Origin of the sequence: Legionella busanensis, assembly GCF_900461525.1 — a bacterium.
Classification (GTDB): Bacteria; Pseudomonadota; Gammaproteobacteria; order Legionellales; family Legionellaceae; genus Legionella_C; species Legionella_C busanensis.
Genome location: NZ_UGOD01000001.1, coordinates 910,486 through 930,008, shown reverse-complemented (window position 1 = coordinate 930,008; position 19,523 = coordinate 910,486). Strand labels below are relative to the sequence as shown.

Below are 19,523 nucleotides of genomic sequence, written 5' to 3'. Positions count from 1 at the left end.
GAGAGCCGTTGTGCTGTTTTAAATAAACTCACAGTAATTCTATAGCGTCGCCCACTAAGATTTAGACAAGGCGCTATACTACTCTCTATTTGATTTCGGAGTACATAATGACAGATGTCTATACAGTAAAACAATGTTTGGATGGGGAAATAAGCGTTGATGAAACAGTAACAGTTCAAGGATGGGTAAAAACAAGACGTGATTCAAAGGCTGGATTATCTTTTATTAACTTACATGATGGCTCATGTTTTTCACCCATTCAATTGGTTGTTCCTGCACAGTTACCAAACTATCAAGAAGACGTGTTAAAGATAACTACTGGCTGCTCAGTGAAAGCAACCGGTAAATTAGTTGCCTCCCATGGTAAAGGTCAAGCTTTTGAAATCCAAGTAGAATCACTTGAGGTCATTGGTTGGGTTGATGATCCAGAACACTACCCCATTCAAGCAAAAAAGCACACTCTAGAATTTCTACGAGAAGTAGCTCATTTACGCCCAAGAACCAATACCATCAGTGCAGTAACACGTATAAGACATACACTTGCTCAAGCGATTCACCGCTTCTTTCATGAACGTGGATTTTTTTGGATTCATACACCTATCATCACAGCAAGCGACTGTGAAGGCGCCGGTGAATTATTTCGGGTCAGTACCTTAGATTTAGTTAACCTACCTAAAAATGAACAGGGTAATATTGATTTTGCTAAAGATTTCTTTGGCCGAGAAACCTTTTTAACAGTTTCAGGTCAATTAAACGTGGAAGCTTATTGCCTAGCTATGTCTAAAGTGTATACTTTTGGACCAACTTTTCGTGCTGAAAATTCAAATACTAGTCGTCATTTAGCAGAATTTTGGATGATTGAGCCGGAGGTTGCTTTTGCTGATTTACAAACAATCTGTAATTTAAGCCAGGAGATGCTGCGCTTTTTAAGTAAAACTGTCTTAGAAGAACGCCAAGATGATATGGCCTTTTTTAATCAATTTGTGGCCCCAGGCTGTATTGAACGCTTAGAAAATATAATTGAATCAGAATTTGAAGTAATGACCTACACCGATGCCATTACTCAATTAGAAAAGGCAAAGAAACCTTTTGAATACCCGGTGCGTTGGGGATTGGATTTACAATCAGAGCATGAGCGTTATCTTGCTGAAGAGTTATGTAAAAAACCGGTCATCATTACCAATTACCCCAAAGATATTAAGAGCTTTTATATGCGTCTAAATGAAGATGGACGTACCGTAGCTGCCATGGATGTATTAGCGCCAGGTATTGGAGAAATTATTGGCGGCAGTCAACGTGAAGAGCGCCTTCCCATATTAGATCAACGCATGGATGAATGCCACATAGATAAAGACCTTTACCAATGGTATCGGGATTTACGTCGTTATGGTTCTGTTCCTCATGCAGGTTTTGGCCTAGGTTTTGAACGCTTAATTACTTATGTAACAGGGATCGCTAATGTACGAGATGCTATTCCATTTCCGCGAACTCCAGGTCATGCCGATTATTAAATTTAGGCGCTAATCAATATACTTAATAAATGGTTTTCTGTTTTACGGAAAATCATTTATCTAAAACTTTTATATTTTTTAATATTTCTCTAAATATAGGTGTTTAGAGAAATATACTGAAACTGGGTGAACATTCGAATGTAAGAGCAAGATGCGCCAAATGCAGCCCTTCGGTGATAAAGACTGGTAACTTAAGTTAAAATACCTTCTTTAATAGTTAATACCTTATCCATTTTCGACGCTAATTCTTGATCATGCGTTACAATCACTAAAGCAGTGTTTAAATTTTTATTCAAATTTAACATCAATTCAAACACTTTATGCGCTGTTGTTTGATCTAAATTGCCGGTAGGCTCATCGGCTAGAACACAAGAAGGCTTATGCACCAAAGCACGAGCTATTGCAACCCGTTGTCGCTCTCCACCTGATAATTGTGCTGGTTTATGATCTAGTCGATGACTAAGCCCTACTTGATTTAAAATTGTAATAGCCTGCTCTCGAGCACTGTCAATACTGGCATCCCCTAAAAGTAATGACATAGCTACATTTTCAATTGCAGTAAATTCAGGTAGTAGATGATGAAATTGATAAATAAAACCTAGCTGTTTATTACGCAGTTTGCATCGCTCTTTTTCACTTAATTCTTGCCAAGTGGAATCTTGAATTAAAACTTTGCCACTACTAGGATTATCAAGACCACCAAGCAAATGCAGAAGAGTACTTTTTCCCGAGCCTGAAGGGCCAATAATAGCTAATCTATCACCTTGATTAATAGTTAAATTAATCTCTTTTAAAACCTCAACGGTATTTACACCATCATGGTAAGTTTTGCTTAGATTAACACAATTTAAAATGGCTTTATTCATAATGTAATGCCTCCGCGATCACAGTTTTAGAGGCACGCCATGCTGGATAGATAGTGGCAATAAAACTCATTAATAAAGCCAATAAACATACCTGAACTAGATCTTTAATCATAATTTTTGAGGGTAAATAATCGACAAAATAAATACTTGAAGATAGAACTTGAACATGAAAAAGAGACTGCAACCCATTCACTATAGCTGTTGCATTACTTGCTAGAATCAATCCACCTACTAATCCAATCAAAGTACCGACGGCTCCAACAACCATCCCTTGAACAATAAATGTCCAAAGAATGGTACTAGGCGTTGCGCCCACAGTCCGTAAAATAGCAATCTCAGACTGTTTATCATTAACAACCATAACCAATGAAGAAACAAGATTAAAAGCAGCTACAGCTATGATTAACAGCAAAATAAGGAACATCATTGTTTTTTCCATTTTTACTGCTTCAAAAAAAGCGCCAAACTGGTTAGTCCAATTAGCTACTTGATATTGCTCGCCTAATTTATCACTAAGTTGTTTAGTCATTTCAGGTGCTTGATAAACATTGTCAATTTTCATTTTTAAGCCAGTAACATCATTTCCCATTTGCAATAATTTTTGGGCATCACTTATGTTTACAAAGCCAATAGACGTATCAAAATTAAAGCCGCTTCCGGCTGAAAAAACGCCAACGACGGTAAAACGCTTAAATCGAGGTATCATCCCTGCGGGTGTTACTGTTGCTTGGGGAATCATGATGGAGACCTTATCACCCATCATTAATCCTAAATTATCGGCAAGCCCCCGGCCAATAATAATGCCAAAGTGCTGTAAATTAGAGATATCACCTGCTAATAACTTATCTTTAAGATGGGAAACTTGCTGTTCTTTATCCGGTAACACGCCGGTTAGTACAATGGGTAGAACCTGTCCATCATGCGTTACTAAGCCTTGTACCCCTATAAAAGGTGCAATGGCTTTTACAGAAGGGAAATTAGCTAATTGCGTTTCTAATGCTTGCCAATTACTTATCTTATTATTGGGGCTGGTTATTGTAATTTCTGGCGCCATACCAAAAAAACGATTATGGATCTGTTCATCAAAACCATTCATTACTGAAAGAACCGTAATTAAAACCATAACCCCAATCCCAATACCAAGCATTGAACTTAAAGAAATAAAGGAAACAAAATGGTTTTTCTTCCTTGCTCGGGTGTAGCGTAAGCCAATATAAAGGGCTAAAGGTTTAAACATAATTTGCTAGTATATAAAGTATAAAATTCTATTGTAGTTAAAATTAACTAAACAAGGTATAAAAATTTATTGATTTTCAAACTTCTATAGGTAAATCTTTAATTAAGACAAAGGATTTAAGATATAAAATATAACCAGATGTTTTATATTCAAACATTAGGATAATTATGCTCTCGTCAATGGAATTAATTTTACGTTTACTTTTGGCAGCTTTTCTTGGCTGCATTATAGGGTTAGAGAGAGAGCGTTTATCTTGGGCTATGGGTCTGCGCACGCATATGCTTGTTTGCGTTGGTTCATGCCTAATCATGATTATTTCTGCATTTGGTTTTTTTGATATTTTAAGTCCTGCCCATAATTATATTGTTCTAGATCCCTCTCGGATGGCAGCCCAAGTGGTATCTGGCATAGGCTTTCTAGGCGCAGGCGCCATTATTTTACGCAATAATATGGTCTATGGCTTAACAACAGCAGCCAGTATTTGGATTGTAGCGGCCATTGGGTTGGCTATTGGTGGTGGAATGTATTTTGCTGCAATAGCAACAACTGTCATTATTCTTATTATTTTGATTGTGGTTAAACCACTAGAAGATAAATTTGAAGCCAAGAGAACGCGGCGTGTTTTAAATTTTCAAATAGAACATGGCCTTATGTCCATGGAAAAACTTAAAGAAATTATTGGTGATAATATTAACCAAGTTGGCCAGCTGATTGTACAGCCTAACCAAACGTTAGATTACGATGATATCACTATAGTCTTTACTAAAATACATCATAAATTAGCAGAAGAAATTATCGCCCAAATCGAGAAATATCCTGCTATTAAAAATATTAATATCTCTACTACTACGTATGAGAAGTAAATTTCTCATCATTTACCCAATCCTTACTCAGTTAAATTTTTTACATTTATTTTACTAATAGTTAAATCTCTGACTATATTTAATTTAAGGCAATTAAATGACATGGAGTTCATAATCTCAAGATTAAAAATTCTTTTTATTATTAAAATGGAATTGATGGAGTAATTATGCCTGTACATGAACGTAGACAACACTTTCGTATAGATGATGAAATTTATTTTGAATATAAAGTAATTGAACCAGGAGACTTTAGTTCAGATAAGGCTCTCACGGACGAATTATTAGGGCAAAGTGGGCAACGCTACCTAGAAACAACGCGCTATTTTCAAAGCCTTGATTATGAGTTATCTAAGTTAACTCAGACACTTGCTATGAAAGAACCTGCCATCGCTCATTATTTAAATTTGTTAAATGCTAAAATTGATTATCTAATGAGACACTTATCAATTGCGGAAAAAACCCCACAACATAAAGTTAATATTAGTTTAGGCGGGATGGCTTTTTACTCTAAAACTAAAATCAAAGAACATACGTCATTAAAATTAGTCATTTATACCAAGCCTAAAATGGTACCTATTATCGTTAATGCGGTAGTTGTCTATAGCCAATATTCAAATAACAATAATTACAGGACAGCAGTGCAGTTTGATGGACTAACAAAAGAGCAAGAACAATTGTTATCGCAGCATATTATGCTTGCTCAAGTACAATGCCGTCTTGATTAGTATTGGTGTGTTAAGCTTTCTTTCTCGCGACCTTTCCAGGCCCTTTTACCCTCTATTAACTAAAATAAAGAACAAACTAATAACAATTTATTTTTGCCTCTTTGCCTTTTGCATTATAAACTACCAGTCTACTCACTTTAATGAATAGAATAGTTATGACTAGACAAGTTTTATGCGCAAAACTAAATGAAGAATTAGAAGGTCTAGCGTCTGCGCCTTTTCCAGGCGAGCTTGGCGAACGCATTTATCAACAGGTTTCAAAACGCGCCTGGCAAATGTGGCTTGCCCATCAAACCATGTTAATCAATGAATATCGCTTAAGTTTAATTGATCCAAAAGCACGAGAATTTCTATTTAAAGAAATGGAAAAATTCTTTTTTGGTGAAGGATCAGACAAACCGACAGGTTATATTCCACAAGGGTAGGCAGCTCTCTAAGATAATTGATTAAAAAAAAGAAATATGTAAAAAAAATTTAATTTTTATACTTGACTCAAATTCATTAACAGAGTTTAATAGCAACCCTTGGGGCCAGATAGCTCAGTCGGTAGAGCAAAGGACTGAAAATCCTTGTGTCGGTGGTTCGATTCCACCTCTGGCCACCATTAGAATCAAGCACTTACGTAACATCCTCGAAATTCAGAATTTTTCATGTAGACGCAATGTAGACAGATAATTGGTCTCCCTCAAATACGAGAACAAATTAATTAACCATATAAAATTGACTTGTTACAGAGTCAATCAAATCATCATAAGTAAAAATTTCAATATTTTGATAGTCAGCGAGAATCTCTCTCCATTCATCGTTTGAAAAGTTATTTCTCCGCCCAATAATTAGATACTTACGAGGATTTTTTACTTTAAATCCATATTCTTTCTCAAACCATACTCTATTACACTCTTCATTAAAAAAATTAGCATACTCTCTCATTTGTGCTATATACTGATTCAGCTTTGCTGAAAAAGATCTTCTGTTAACCGTTCCGACAATTACTTTGTCAATTTTAGGTAATTTGAAATCGACTATATCTGCATAACCATTAGGATGGATAATAAAAAAGTCCGGCTTTAAGTTTTCTTTTTTACTATTTTGCCAAATACAGATGGTTTCTGGAGATATTTTTATTACTCCAAATTTTTTTTTAATAATAAATTGATGTTCGTTTTTTGAAAGAAATTTTGTAATTGTAGTTTCTTTTGTACAGTCATTTCCCCAAAGTTCAATAAATCTGTTAATAATAGGTAGTAACTTATACTTATAATCATCAGGAAAATCAAAACAATACGAAGCATCTATCTTATATGCATTTTCCAGGAAAAAAGTATCCCACTCTAAGGTATAGAAATTATCGTTTTCTTTAAAATTAATTGGTAATATTTCTAGCCATTTTACATGCCTCGTCATAAGGCCCTTTGAATTGGCATCAAAAAAATATGAATTTATGATCCGTGTTGGACGCTTTTTATCAATACTTATATTTTGACTAATAATTAATTTCATATTTTGCGCAAAAAAATTCCATTTAAGCTCTACAAGCTTATCTAATCCGTTTAAAGTTGGCACAACTAATTCTTCATTAGTTACAGGCAAAATGAAAGAATCAGAGTCACCTTTTGTATACTTAAACCCAGTAATTCCTTCTAAAACATCACATTCCTTATCCATAAAAACAAAAAAATTGCACTTCATGTTTATGGGACGATTAATATCTAGTATATTGTATGGGCCGTCATACTCTATGGCAATATGAGACCTAAATACATAAAATGATATCTCATCAAAGTTAACAAGCATTCCTGGACAAGTTTTAATTAAATGAGGATTGTTTTTTAGATATTTTATTAGTGGTAAGGTATAGATTTGTACTAGCTTGTCTGGAAACTTAATTATAGTCTCTTTAAACTCGTCCTCCATATTAACTCCATAAATTTGAGCTATAATTTGCCTAAATTTGAGAAATTATTTTAAGTATAGTAAATATTCACTTTTGTATCTTTAAAGCTATTATCTGCGTCACTGCATAAAAAGCGCAGTGATGCAGAAATTCAGAATCAGTACAGCCCAATAAAATCAAGACTCCAACACCTGTCCGTCCTAACGCGCTCCGCAAGAAAAGAAAAAATAATCTCCTAACTAACTTAACTTTTCTAATTTGAAGTAGAAGCATTGATTAACCAGCGAAACGCTTAAGTGTTTAATACTAAGCTAGTTTGCTCCTTAAACTCTGTGAATGGATGTTCAGTCGGGAACATCTTCGAAGATGTAATTTTTTCATTAGTAAGGCAGCTTCTAAATAAGCATTGTGTTTAAGAGCAAGCTAATTATAAAATAATTGCAAAAACCCAAAAATCCAACCGGATATAGCTAATAAAAAAACTATAATTGAGTGATTGTTAAACCAATCTATGAAATATAAGATTCTGTTTCCTTGCAAGCTGCTAAAGTTTAGATTTGTTTTTAATTTTTTATTGTTTATTCTCTCAAGGATATTACAAAATATATCAGTTTTTCTTAAAGTTGACTGATGAAGTTTTAAATAATCCTTCTTCTCAAAAGCATCAGCTTCGTTTTGTCCGCTAAGAAAATTACTTTTAGAAATATTATTTTTATCAATTAATTTTTCTAAACGCGGATGTCCTATATATCCAACTCCATAAATATCAATTAGTAAACTATTCAAATCAATTTTATCTTGATCTGATATAACGATCGGCTCTCCTCCTAAAACTTTGAACCTATGCTCAATTGCTAAAAAACCATAATTTGAATTTTTCATGTTCCAGTGAACCCATTTTTTCATTGAGTTCTTATCAACAAATTTATAAAATTTGGTCAACATTTCTCTTTCAAGAAAATCATAGTTATTATCTATATCATCTAGCTTCCCACGAATTTCAGCTTCCTGATGAATTGAAAATGAATGCGTTTGGCGAGAATAAAGATTTGTAACAGCTATTGAAGTTATTCGAGGAGAACACATTGAGTCTCTATCATAAAAACTTTCGCAGGAATAATGAATAAGAAGAACATTTTCAGGCTTTTCTATAAGTAGTTTAATTTGCTTTAATGCTATTTTTCTTTTATTAAGATTTATCATTTTATTTATTAATCATTTTAAAATCACTATTCATTAATATTATCTTTTTTTGATCCATCTGGATTATCCCTAACATACTCCTGATCGCCTCTCTGATATATATGATATCCAGGATGTTGACCATTTTTTACTTCCTTTACTACTTATTTTCTGGGAACATTTTTTCTGCTGCCTACGTCATAAGTTTTATTTCTCCCATTTACTCCGTCATTATTTCCTTTGATTTTTGCCATCTCATATCTCAAGAAGCTTCGATTTAACTATTTATCGACATTGCTAACTCTATCTTTAATTATCCTGCGTCACTGCAATTCTGTGCAGTGACGCAGAAATTTTTCAATTAACTACCCATTTACTACCTGCCCTAGAAAGCTCTCTGTCCTAACGCACCAAATAAGATAGGACAAAAAATCCCTGCCAAACCCCTTGCCTCAAGATCATCACTTTGTTAATTTTCTATATGAAGTATGACTGATGAGCCAGTGGAAATCTGGCGAAACGCTTAAGCGTCTTATACTAAAACCATACTTATTCCCTAACCTCATGGTTAAACGTTTAGTCGGGAAACCTTTAAGGAACTCTATTTTTCTATAGAGCTAAATCATTGTTCACTATAAAATGGACGGCGGATAAAGCACTTTCGTTTTATCTAATCTACTTAACTACATTTATAGGAGAAGTCGCCCAGTGTTTATACATTTTTCTTGTTGATTAAATTTTTATCTCATCATACAATATTTCCCCTCCGCTCACTTTTATATTTTTATTAATGAGGAATAATTATGAAAGAATGGCAAATCATACCCATGACGAAGGGGCGATCTTGGGCGGGTTATACTCACGATTATGATCCAGACTTTGAAATGTACCCAGATGCTTTTACCGCTTTTTTTGAAAAACACGTTTTTCAGTTAAAACTAGCTACATCCTTGAATGAGTTAAAATTAGTAAAATTTGCAACAGGCAAAGTTTATTTATCATTCTCAACTCAGAATGAACAACAATTAAATGGATTAATAGATGATTTGTTAAAACTAAATATACCTTGTGAAATAGATAAGATGAGCAATAGTAGTACAGCTTGGCATACTAAAGAAAATGGCTGGTCTGCTTATCTGCCTTGTTCTATTTATGATAATGGATTGGTTGCTACTAAAGAACAATTAGGGACTATATTAATTGAAATTAGTAAGATTCATCCATTCTCTGCTCAAATGGCTCAATCCTTAAAGGATATTTTAAACCTTACTGAGGATTTAAAATTCACATTAGCAGTCCCATCATTAAAAGAACAATCTTTTCGGTATATTCAAAACAATATAAACTTTTTTTCACCTAATGAAATTTCTAATTTGCCACTAGATTTACGTGAGCAAATTAAATTGTCAATTTAGTAGAGAGAATATCTATGGCTTTAGCTTTTTTTATTAGTAGTATTGGCGATAGTGATTTAGCCAAAAAAACAATTGAGTACTTACAAACTACAGGTTTTAGTGATGAGTTGTATGTAATACCATTAACCTTAGTAGCTAAAGATCGTGTAAAAGATTTAAAGTTTGAAGACAAATTACATCTAGCTAACCTTGATACAATAACTGAAAAGCCTAATATTTATACCAATAATCGTTTAAACCAAGACGAACTTATAAAGGTCAACGAGTTTGTCGCAGCCAAAAACGTCACCAGCTGTTATTTTGGTGTTCCTTCTGCTGTTGATGAAGAAAGTGCTTATCAGCTAGTTGAGGTTATTTCACCTTCTATCCCTTGTACTATCGCTTATGAATATATGTTTAAACCCAAAAAACATGCATTTTGGGATAAATATATTAATACTTTGGCAACCCTACCCAATTGTCAATTTGCCACACCTTTAAAAGCAGCAAGCGCAGATATCTTAGCTGTAAATGCTAATGCAAATGTCGCTGAAATTGGCCATTTAAGTATTGATCGTGCATTAACAGCAAATGCACCTACTGATAATCAGGCTACAAGACAAAAGTTACTTTTAAATGAGACAGATGAATTGCTCTTTATTTCCGGTACCTCACAACCTATTGATGTTGATATGGCGTTTGTCGAGGCGCTTTTAAACGAATTACAGAGTGGTGAACATCCACATATGCAAGTTCGTTTTGGCATTCATCCAGGGCAAAAAGATCTTATTAACTATTGTGAAAGATTATTCTCCTTATGCGATAAATTTATCGGGATTGATAATCAATTTAAAATTATTCTCCCAGAAGCTATCAAACAGACTTTGCTTAAAGATAACAAAGAGCAAGTTTCTGAATCATCCATTCAAAGTAGTCCTTATATACTTCAAGCAGAGGTTAAAGGTCCTGATGCTTGTGCGGCTGCTCTTAAAGTTGGCCAAGCCGTTGCAGGAGCATTAATTAATGAAGAAGCCGTAAAGGGGAAAAAACCTTATTGCCATGATAAAGAGGTAAAACCTTACTTACCAAATCATTTATTCGCTAATAATATGCAGCTATTTTTTAGTGAGAAAAATATTCCACCTGTTACAAAGCAAGATTTAGATTTATTGGATGAATCTGCTCAACAAGTAATGGCGAAATTATTACTACATACCTAAGTTAGGCTATAGGATTTTAACTTATACAAATAAATTAATAGAATTTAAAAAAATTAATTATTAATACTGCGTCACTGAAGATTTATCTCTTAAAAGTACCCACAACTTAAAAAATTTTCCGCAGTGACGCGTGCGATAGGTAAATTTTCTATGATCATGTGACAAGAATCTATGCATTCAGCAAGTTTTCTCAGTCCCCTCCAAATAGTTATGAAACCAGGGGTCTCATCTGATTTTCGATTAAAGAAACCACCTTTTTGGGCTAATATTTTAACTGCTGTAACTAAACTTAAAGGAGAGGATATATTTTTACCTAATCTATTTGACCACAGAGATAAAATGACTAATTCATCTGGCGTAAATATAACATCTGCCTTAACCGAATCTTGATATTTCTGTAAATAAGTAATGGAAAGAATTCGGAAAGAAATAATAGACATCACAGTTAAATAACGAATCAGTCTTTCTGCTTCTGATAATCGACAGCTTTCTACCTGATAACCAGATTTAAGAATTTTATGAAAAAGCTCGATGAGCCATCTGTATTTATACCATCTAATTCTAACCAAAGCAGTTTCAAAATCGATCGTACTTAAATTAGTGAGTAACATCCACTCAATAGGGTTTTCACCCTTCTGCGGATTTATCTCTTGAACATAAATAGCATACACCTTAATGGGGCGAGGGGCATTGAGCACTCTATTTCTACTTTGTTGTGGCGCTTGTATAGTAAAGCTACCTATCTTAACGCTTAATTCCACTTCTCTCCATCTATTCACATGCTTATTCACATATTGTATTTCCGTTTTAAAGTAACCTACTGGCGTTTGTTGAGACATATAATTCCACATTCTTTGTTGAACGGGTGATCTCTTAAACCTTTGATTGATTGCTCTATCTTGACGGATGCGTATCAAGAAATTGCTGTCTTTCTTGTCTATTTCAAGCATCAATTCGTACATATCACCCTCCCTATCTGTGATAGTAACCAGTCTCTGCGTATTGGAAAATCCTTCAATAGAATCGTGAAAAGACTCTAGCCACCGATAGCTTTCTTTATCTTGGATCGGTGTGGCATGGCGATTTCTTTTTTTTAATCCTTCGACAAAAGGCCTAGCAAAAATTTTTTGGCCTAAAAATCCCACGGGAATTCCATCCTCTGAGAGAGCTAAAGATGAATGCATGATTAATCCTTTGGAATCTTTACTTATTCCGCCTAATCCTTTGGTTTGATAATGGGTGCTATAATCAATAAAAGTTGTATCTTGTACGATAAGTACCGTTTCTGTTTCTCCAATTCTCTGAAGACTCTTTTGACGGTGCGTTTCCAATATTTTTCTAGCATTGACTTTAGGGTTTTTAAAAAATCGATAACAGGCTTTTGCACCAGACCAGCCTTCACAAGCCGACGGGATCGTGCTTTCTGCATTCAGGAAGAACTGGGTTGCTACTGTCTTTAATCTTTTATTTAATCGCTTATCACCCAGACAGATGTCGTCAAATTCTTTAGAAATCCACTCATGATGAACCATTAGAAACAACTCCCTCTTATTGTTGAAAGAGATGTTATTATCTTTCTAATTTCTTAGAAAGCGAACTTGAACCCTTAAAATAATAAATAAAAATAATTTTACTAAAATAGTATTTGAAAATTGATTATTTTTTATAATATCAGCGTCACTGCGGAAAATTTTTTAAGTTGTGGGTACTTTTAAGAGATTTATCTGCAGTGACGCAGAAATTTTTCCATTAACTACCCAGTTCCTACCTGCCCTAGAAAACCTTCTGTCCTAACGCACCAAATAAGATAGGACAAAAAATCTCTACCAAACCTCTTGCACCAAGATCTGCACTTTGTTAATTTTCTAACTGAAGTATGACTGATGAGACGGTGGAAATCCGGCGAAACGCTACCGCGTCTTGTACTAAAACTATGCTCATTCCCTAACCTCATGGTTGGACGTTTAGTCGGAAAACCTTAAAGGAACTCTGTCGTTCGATAGAGCTAACTCATTATTCAATATGAAATGGATGGCGGATAAAATGCTTTCGTTTTATCTAACCTTTTCACATGCATTAATAGGAGAAAAACCACTAGAAAAACTTTGTTATGGCCAAATCGTTTGCCTTATAACGATTGCTTTGCCCCCTACTTCGAGCTTTACGGCTTTGCCGAGGTTCACTAGCGAGTGAGCTGCTCGACCAACACTAAACAGCACTCAGGGCAAATGCTATTTAAAAAGTATTTTTGTAGGTGAACTATGCGTACACAATTATTGAGACAATTCGCTAATCAGCAAATAAAATTTGATAGACAAGGTAAATACCTTTATCGCAAGCATCGTGCTTATGTTATTCGTAAAATGATTGATGATTTATTTTCTATTCGGCAAGTACCGCCCACCTGCAAGCATTAAACACGCAACATATAACAGAACTAGTTTCTTATTGGAAAAAGCGCAGGATTAACCCAGTGACAATCATGCGTTATATGACAATCATTCGTCGTTTCTTAGTCCTGTGTGAGTGTCCTGTTGGCAATATTGATAACAAATCGCTTAACTTAATACGACCTGTTAAACGCAAAAAGCGTAAGCTAAACGTTAAAGCAGATATTTGGCAATCAATCACTGATCCTTACGCTTGAGTCATTATGGCGTTGCAAGTAGAATTTGGTTTAACCTTTCGTGAAGCCATTACTTTAAAATCTGCCATTCATATAAACGATGATCAACTCTGGATTACTCGAGACATTGCTTTTAATTCCAGCGATCGAACCATCCCTATTCGAACAATCACTCAACGTTCATTTTTAAACTTTTTTAACCAATTAGTTGGCAGGCTGGATAATCTAATAAACATCATTCCTTATGAAGAAATCCGCTTAAGATGGCGCAGCGCTTTAACTAAACATCGCCTATCTAGCGCTAAAAGCTGGCGCTATTTGTATGCGCAGCAAATGTATTCAAGCTTGTTGACTGAGTATGGTAACTACAAGTTGTGTCTGTTGATACAAGATGAAATGGGAATAAAATCGCGTAACACGTTATGGTTGTATCTTAAAGATGTAAAATCGGCTGGGACAAGTGGGACACTTGGGACAGCGCATTAGTACTGGGTTCAACACTGTCCCAAATTGTCCCAAGCATTAAAATTTATCGGACACCTATTTAATTAATAAATTACTCACCGCCCCAGATTTTATCAGTGAATTTATAGACTCTAGGCGTTCCTACACCTCTAATTCTAGGTTTATGAGTAGGCAATCCATCGGGTGAAGGTTGTAACCAGCCTTCATTCATTAATACTCGAACAACCATTTTAGGATCAAAGCCAAGACATAACTCTTTTTTAAAGACTTCTGTCAGCACCATATAAACACGATACCCTTCATCATCAGTTGAATAAAATCCGGCACGATTTAGCACGCGTTCATTATTGGGCGTTCTTACATTATCAAAGCGACTAGCACCATGCGATTCAAAAAAAGCTCGTACTTGCGCAAGTATTGCTCTGTCTTCCCGATTACCTTCTCTGCCAAACGCATCTAACCAAGCTCTAAAGCAGACTTGGGCCGTATAAAACGATTGCCCTTCTTCCCAGCCCGTTAGCCCATATTGAGTCGCTAATTCGCCGGCAACAGCAACAAGTGCAAAACGCCGAGCCACTCGCATGATTTGGCCAGTTGAACCAGGCATAGCAACACTGCCGGTAAATTCCGCTAATTTATTTGTTATGGTACTTGCAATCGTTTGCCGATTAGCCACGACTTTTCTTAGCCACTCCATACCAACAGCACCATAGTATTGGCTAGCATACTCTTTTAAAGACAAGCCATCGTAACAGGACTAAGCTGATTATGAATACATTCAAAAATACCCATATGAAAGCCAGCGTCTGCTTCAATATCAGCTAATCGAATTTCCTGACCAACATTGGTTCGCTGCCCAATTCTCGCCATTAAAGACATGAGTGATTCTTCACCAGCAGAAAGAAAAAGCAAAGCCCATTGAGAAATGGACTTCGCTATTCCTTGGTGAGTAGCGCGGGTTTTTCCCTGACCATTCGCCAGTAAATAAGCAGCTTCGCCTGCTTTTTTGGGATCCATTTGACTTAGCTCATCTAAAATTAACAACCCATCATTATGAAGCGCAGCTAATCCTTCAAGACCATTTACGGTACTTCGCCATAAGCGACAATAAGCTTGTGGATTACCCCAAACAGAAGCCGCTACTTTTAAAGCCGTGCTTTTGCCGCAGGATGAAGCCCCTCTAAAATGAAAACCACCTGAATCTTCGCCGGCAATCGTTGCTAAGGTTGGTGCAAAAGCCGCACTGATAGCAAAAACTAGTCGTGAATTTCTAGCAGATAACGCACCGATGGAATCTCGCCAATCTTCAACTGTGCCTGACACCGACAATGCTGATTTAATCGCATTATTATTTTGAAAGACAATTTTTTCTGACGAATTGCCTATTGTTTGTGAAGCCGTTATAAATGTTTCACCATACCAACCTAATTTATCTACACAACGTGCCCTTGCTTCAACGGGACACACTTGTAAATAGATAGCCAGCAAATCTCGCGCAGTTTTACTCGGTGAAATAGATAAGCCAAGGTTGGCTAATTCTCGCCTTACTTCCGAAGAATCACCCTGCAGTAACGATATTGGCATCGCCCATTGGTGTATCACACCGTCATCATCCTGCCATTCCAGAAAGCGACCCCAATCGCCACTTTTAGCATCTCGAGTTTTAGCAATGACATAAAGGGGTGAACAAATCCAGCGCGGTGCCATTGGGTTGCCATTTTTATCTTTGCCAAGGAAAGAAATGCCTTTCTCTGTTAACTTAAAACAGCCACCCGCATATTCATAAATGACAGGGAAATTACCCGCTTTATTTTTGATATTAATAATTTGATTTTGAGGCATGACGCTTTCTCCAAACAGCGTTCAGGAAAGGCATAAGTTCTGTAATAGAAATCATCCCTTTCTTGAACAGAAATCTATGTTGATTGAACTTATTCGTTAACTAAAGATAAGGCTCGCCCTTCATCACTAGTTGAACAATAGACTCGTTGCTGCTCAAGAAATGCCAAGACATCACTTTTGCGATATAAAACCTTGCGACCAATTTTAAGATAAGGAATACGTGTGCCTGCCCAACGATTGCGTTCTAAAAGTTGAGTAGAACAACTTAAAACAGCCGCTAACGTGTGTTGATTAAACAAAGCAGAACTTGGTGCAGATTCAAATTCATTTAAGCGTTGTAAACGTGATACTTTTTGATTCATAGATTACCTCAGCAATTGATTATTCATTCAGCTTAATGCCGACGGTATTGCATCCTACTTTACGAATATCAGTTGACTGTCCGGCCGGGTTCCCTTGCGGGAAAAAGTCGGTGATAATTCTTTTTCCATTACTTTTATAGAACCATTAACCTATAAAAGTTTAAAGCTCGAAGTGAGTATTGCGTGAAAATTAAAAGCTCGTCAAGCACTTTCAGGGTAGTGATAACAAATGGACTTGTTTGATACTGTTTGCTACTGAAAAAATTTTTTCATTACTATTTTATTTGCATTAATAAATGTTTTTAAAGAAAAAACTTTTTATCCCACACCTCTTTAATTGATATAGAACCATCAATTGGACGGCCAGGCAACCATCATTTGGACGGCTATTATATCATCGATTCGACGGTACTATAATCATCAATTGGACGGCACCATAACCATCAATTGGACGGCATCATAACCATCAATTGGACGGCACTATAACCATCAATTGTCCGAGGGGAGTATGTTTAAACGTTATATTAAAACAAATATTTACAATGCACTATCTGATACGCCTATCGTTTATATTATGGGCCCTCGGCAATCTGGAAAAACCACTATTGTTAAAGATGTTATTAATGAAACCTGGGAATATATAACGTTTGATGATATGACTCAGTTAAATCTTGCAAAATTAGATCCAGTAGATTTCATACGCAATATTCCTGCAGATAAATCTATTGTTCTAGATGAAGTTCAACGTTTACCCGAAATATTTGTCTCTATAAAACAAGCTATTGATGAAAATCGTACTGCTGGGCGTTTTCTTTTAACAGGTTCAGCGAATGCATTATTACTTCCTACTTTATCTGATTCCCTAGCTGGAAGGATGGAAATAATTCCATTAACCACCTTGTCTGAATATGAAATATTAGATAGGAAACCAACCTTCTTATCTAAGCTTATGGAAGGAAAAGCACCCAACACTAAAGAAATAAGAATTAGGGATTATTTAATTAAAAGAATCGTTACAGGCTGCTTTCCAGAACCCGTGCAAAAGGAAAATGAACCTAGAATTCAAGCATGGTATAACAATTATCTCTTAAGTTTAATTCAAAAGGATATACAGGATTTAGGACATATAGAACACCACAGTGAAATGACTAAACTTTTAAAAGCTTTAACACTTTACTCTGGAAACCTAATTAACTTTACAGAGCTTGGTAGTAAATTAGAGATGCACCGGCAAACCGTAAAAAAATATACTTCTCTTAATCTTACCATTATGGAAATAACAAAATGTTAAAACCATGAGTCTATTGAGGGTGGGGAAAGTCATGCAAATTATAACTTACACTTATATGCGCGAACATTTGAGTGAAATTATGGAAAAAATAGCCAATGGTGAACAAATTTGCTTCGCTCGCAAAGGACATAAGCCCTTTATCCTTGGCAAAGTTGGTACGCCTACTAATGCACAACTTGAAAAAGCAAAACAGAAAAGACGTGCTCATGCAATTGCTAAATTAAAAGAGCGACACGCTGCAACAATTAAAGATCTAGCCGACAAATAATGGAAATCAAAAATAAATTGTGATCTAGAGATAATTCTAAAGTTAATTAAGAAATATTATTTATCTAGTAAACCCCGTATTGCTAAATTCTTAAAATCATTAAAGTCTTACCTAGCGTCCAAATATTATTTCAATTAAAATGCCCTGCTTGAGAAATCTATTAATCGCTTGTTATAGGATTACAAGTTATGGAAAATGAAGTCTGTGCGGAGCATAGTCGATTTAAAACTAGTATTATTGAAGATAGTGAAATACATCGGGAATGGCTTAATACTGAGTTAATAGACGATCCTAAGTTTATCGTTGTCAGCACAAATAATCTTGGCCGTGATGGAATAGAATCTGTTAAAAAATGTAAACCTGATTTAGTTATTCTCGATTTTCAATTACAGGATATGACAGGGCTTGAAGTATCGAAGTGAATTAAAAGCTATTATCCTGACATTAAAATTTTTGTATTAACTGCACACAATGAACCCTCTATTATCGAAAGAATTATTAATAATAAATATATTGATGCCATTGCAATCAAAGGTTCGCCCTATTTTGAGATTAATTTTTTAACAGCTTTATCCTATGTTATTGAAGGTGGAACGTATCTTGATCCTTCACTCTTAAACAATTTAAGAGAATCAAAAAATATTATTGGGTTAAATAAACTTACAAAAAGAGAATTTGAAGTGTTTGTTCAGTCGAATTCAGGTAAATCTGACGATAAAATAGCCTTAGATTTATGTGTAGAGTTATCTCACGTAAGAAATTTGAAATCACGAATAGCTAAGAAAATAAAAGATGATAATGTTAACAATATTATTTTAAAATTAGTTAACAATGCTCATCCTGATTCCTTACATACTTCTCTGATAAATTAAGTTTGCAATAAAAAATCAATTACATCTGAATCTAAAAATATTTTATGGAGTAAAAATACTGTCAAAATCAGAAAATTTAAGCACAAATAATGATGAACCAATTTTAAAAAAACAAAAAAAATATTATGATCTTACAGCTAATATTTCAGAAAAATTAGTCACTTTTCCAGGCGATCCACGCTATCAAGCTGAACAGGTAAGCACCTTAGAAGATGGATCTCATTTTCATTTAAATAAACTGTCCTTAGGAAATCATACAGGTACTCACATTGACTTTCCTGCTCATGTAATTAAAGGAGGAAAAACAAGTAGTGATTTTCCAATCGAAACCTTAATTGGCTCTGGTTTAATCATTGAAGTTCCTGATCAAGAAATTTCCGTTACAAAAAGTCTTATTGCAAGTCACTCTATTATGAAAAATGATTTTGTTTTTTTTAAAACTGCAAACTCTAAAATTTTAAAAAATTCAGCATTTACTGATAAATATGTTTACATTGAACCAGATGCTGCTAAAGAACTGTTAAGAAAGGGCGTAAAAATTGTAGGAATAGATTATATTAGTGTTGATAAATATGAGTCAGAAGATCTACCTGTACATAAATCTTTATTGTTAAAAGATGTCCTCATTGTTGAAGGTTTAGAACTCAACAATGTACCTGTTGGTCGCTGTAAAATTTATATTATGCCAATGAAAATTAATGATATGGATGGTTTACCAGCTCGTGTCATTGCTAAAATATGAACACCCTAGTTCACGATAAGCTCTTAAATATTAACCATTTTATTATTAAACCTATAATAGAGTGGTTAATATTCCTTTCTCTTTATTTTATTTTTAAAAGTAACTCATTATTAGATCATTATTCAGCCTATTTTCCTTTAATAGGAGAAACCAGTTTTGATGC

Annotated in this window: 17 protein-coding genes, 1 tRNA gene and 2 pseudogenes; 13 read left to right on the top strand and 7 right to left on the bottom strand. The window is 34.9% G+C overall.

Annotation, left to right across the window (positions count from 1 at the left end; all coding sequences use genetic code 11):
* Positions 1 to 107 precede the first annotated feature (107 nt).
* Positions 108 to 1,511 (top strand): asparagine--tRNA ligase, encoded by a 1,404-nt coding sequence (gene asnS, locus DYH30_RS04240; protein WP_115330455.1) that lies wholly within the window; start codon positions 108 to 110, stop codon positions 1,509 to 1,511.
* Positions 1,512 to 1,702: 191 nt separating this feature from the next.
* Here the strand turns inward: asnS and lolD are convergent, their stop codons facing one another.
* Together lolD and DYH30_RS04230 are read right to left on the bottom strand one after the other, a co-directional pair.
* A complete protein-coding gene (lolD, locus tag DYH30_RS04235) occupies positions 1,703 to 2,377 on the bottom strand; it encodes a lipoprotein-releasing ABC transporter ATP-binding protein LolD (protein WP_115330454.1) in 675 nt (224 codons plus the stop codon).
* A complete protein-coding gene (locus DYH30_RS04230) occupies positions 2,370 to 3,614 on the bottom strand; it encodes a lipoprotein-releasing ABC transporter permease subunit (protein WP_115330453.1) in 1,245 nt (414 codons plus the stop codon). Before DYH30_RS04230 ends, lolD begins: the two co-directional genes overlap by 8 nt.
* Positions 3,615 to 3,781: 167 nt before the next feature.
* Between DYH30_RS04230 and DYH30_RS04225 the strand changes: the two genes are divergently transcribed.
* The 4 genes from DYH30_RS04225 (at position 3,782) to DYH30_RS04210 (ending at position 5,806) form a co-directional block, all read left to right on the top strand.
* The gene (locus DYH30_RS04225; RefSeq protein ID WP_115330452.1) at positions 3,782 to 4,477 is read left to right on the top strand and encodes an MgtC/SapB family protein; all 696 of its coding nucleotides are present in this window, start codon (positions 3,782 to 3,784) and stop codon (positions 4,475 to 4,477) included.
* A gap of 167 nt (positions 4,478 to 4,644) precedes the next feature.
* The gene (locus tag DYH30_RS04220; RefSeq protein ID WP_115330451.1) at positions 4,645 to 5,202 is read left to right on the top strand and encodes a PilZ domain-containing protein; all 558 of its coding nucleotides are present in this window, start codon (positions 4,645 to 4,647) and stop codon (positions 5,200 to 5,202) included.
* A 155-nt stretch (positions 5,203 to 5,357) separates the two neighbouring features.
* Positions 5,358 to 5,627, top strand: coding sequence for an oxidative damage protection protein (locus DYH30_RS04215; RefSeq protein ID WP_115330450.1), 270 nt, complete (start codon positions 5,358 to 5,360; stop codon positions 5,625 to 5,627).
* Between the two features lie 103 nt (positions 5,628 to 5,730).
* Positions 5,731 to 5,806: transfer RNA gene (locus tag DYH30_RS04210), tRNA-Phe, on the top strand.
* Between the two features lie 98 nt (positions 5,807 to 5,904).
* Here the strand turns inward: DYH30_RS04210 and DYH30_RS04205 are convergent.
* Entirely contained in the window at positions 5,905 to 7,116 is a 1,212-nt protein-coding gene (locus DYH30_RS04205; protein ID WP_115330449.1) for a Shedu anti-phage system protein SduA domain-containing protein, read from the bottom strand.
* Between the two features lie 403 nt (positions 7,117 to 7,519).
* Positions 7,520 to 8,299: a hypothetical protein gene (locus DYH30_RS04200; protein WP_115330448.1), complete on the bottom strand. Its 780-nt coding sequence runs from the start codon at positions 8,297 to 8,299 to the stop codon at positions 7,520 to 7,522.
* Between the two features lie 782 nt (positions 8,300 to 9,081).
* Here DYH30_RS04200 and DYH30_RS04190 point away from each other — a divergent pair.
* The gene (locus DYH30_RS04190) at positions 9,082 to 9,693 is read left to right on the top strand and encodes a hypothetical protein (protein WP_115330447.1); all 612 of its coding nucleotides are present in this window, start codon (positions 9,082 to 9,084) and stop codon (positions 9,691 to 9,693) included.
* Positions 9,694 to 9,707: 14 nt separating this feature from the next.
* A complete protein-coding gene (locus DYH30_RS04185; RefSeq protein ID WP_115330446.1) occupies positions 9,708 to 10,892 on the top strand; it encodes a hypothetical protein in 1,185 nt (394 codons plus the stop codon).
* An 89-nt stretch (positions 10,893 to 10,981) separates the two neighbouring features.
* Here DYH30_RS04185 and DYH30_RS04180 read toward each other — a convergent pair whose 3' ends face one another.
* Positions 10,982 to 12,424, bottom strand: a complete 1,443-nt coding sequence (locus DYH30_RS04180; protein WP_115330445.1) for an IS4 family transposase — start codon at positions 12,422 to 12,424, stop codon at positions 10,982 to 10,984.
* 729 nt (positions 12,425 to 13,153) lie between these two features.
* Here DYH30_RS04180 and DYH30_RS18680 point away from each other — a divergent pair.
* Positions 13,154 to 14,004 (top strand): annotated as a pseudogene (locus DYH30_RS18680) (integrase).
* A 70-nt stretch (positions 14,005 to 14,074) separates the two neighbouring features.
* On the opposite strand, the pseudogene DYH30_RS04170 reads toward DYH30_RS18680, so the two are convergent.
* Positions 14,075 to 15,825: pseudogene (locus DYH30_RS04170) on the bottom strand (DUF927 domain-containing protein).
* A gap of 89 nt (positions 15,826 to 15,914) precedes the next feature.
* The gene (locus tag DYH30_RS04165) at positions 15,915 to 16,187 is read right to left on the bottom strand and encodes a helix-turn-helix domain-containing protein (RefSeq protein ID WP_115330444.1); all 273 of its coding nucleotides are present in this window, start codon (positions 16,185 to 16,187) and stop codon (positions 15,915 to 15,917) included.
* Between the two features lie 508 nt (positions 16,188 to 16,695).
* Between DYH30_RS04165 and DYH30_RS04160 the strand changes: the two genes are divergently transcribed.
* The 5 genes from DYH30_RS04160 to DYH30_RS04145 all read left to right on the top strand — a co-directional run bounded on the left by DYH30_RS04160 (position 16,696) and on the right by DYH30_RS04145 (position 19,360).
* Positions 16,696 to 17,478: an ATP-binding protein gene (locus DYH30_RS04160; protein WP_115330443.1), complete on the top strand. Its 783-nt coding sequence runs from the start codon at positions 16,696 to 16,698 to the stop codon at positions 17,476 to 17,478.
* A 31-nt stretch (positions 17,479 to 17,509) separates the two neighbouring features.
* Positions 17,510 to 17,746, top strand: coding sequence for a type II toxin-antitoxin system Phd/YefM family antitoxin (locus DYH30_RS04155; protein ID WP_115330442.1), 237 nt, complete (start codon positions 17,510 to 17,512; stop codon positions 17,744 to 17,746).
* A 188-nt stretch (positions 17,747 to 17,934) separates the two neighbouring features.
* Positions 17,935 to 18,168 (top strand): response regulator, encoded by a 234-nt coding sequence (locus tag DYH30_RS04150; protein ID WP_115330441.1) that lies wholly within the window; start codon positions 17,935 to 17,937, stop codon positions 18,166 to 18,168.
* A 258-nt stretch (positions 18,169 to 18,426) separates the two neighbouring features.
* Positions 18,427 to 18,618, top strand: a complete 192-nt coding sequence (locus DYH30_RS17820) for a hypothetical protein (RefSeq protein ID WP_131740653.1) — start codon at positions 18,427 to 18,429, stop codon at positions 18,616 to 18,618.
* Positions 18,614 to 19,360, top strand: a complete 747-nt coding sequence (locus DYH30_RS04145) for a cyclase family protein (RefSeq protein ID WP_115330440.1) — start codon at positions 18,614 to 18,616, stop codon at positions 19,358 to 19,360. Before DYH30_RS17820 ends, DYH30_RS04145 begins: the two co-directional genes overlap by 5 nt.
* Positions 19,361 to 19,523: the final 163 nt, after the last annotated feature.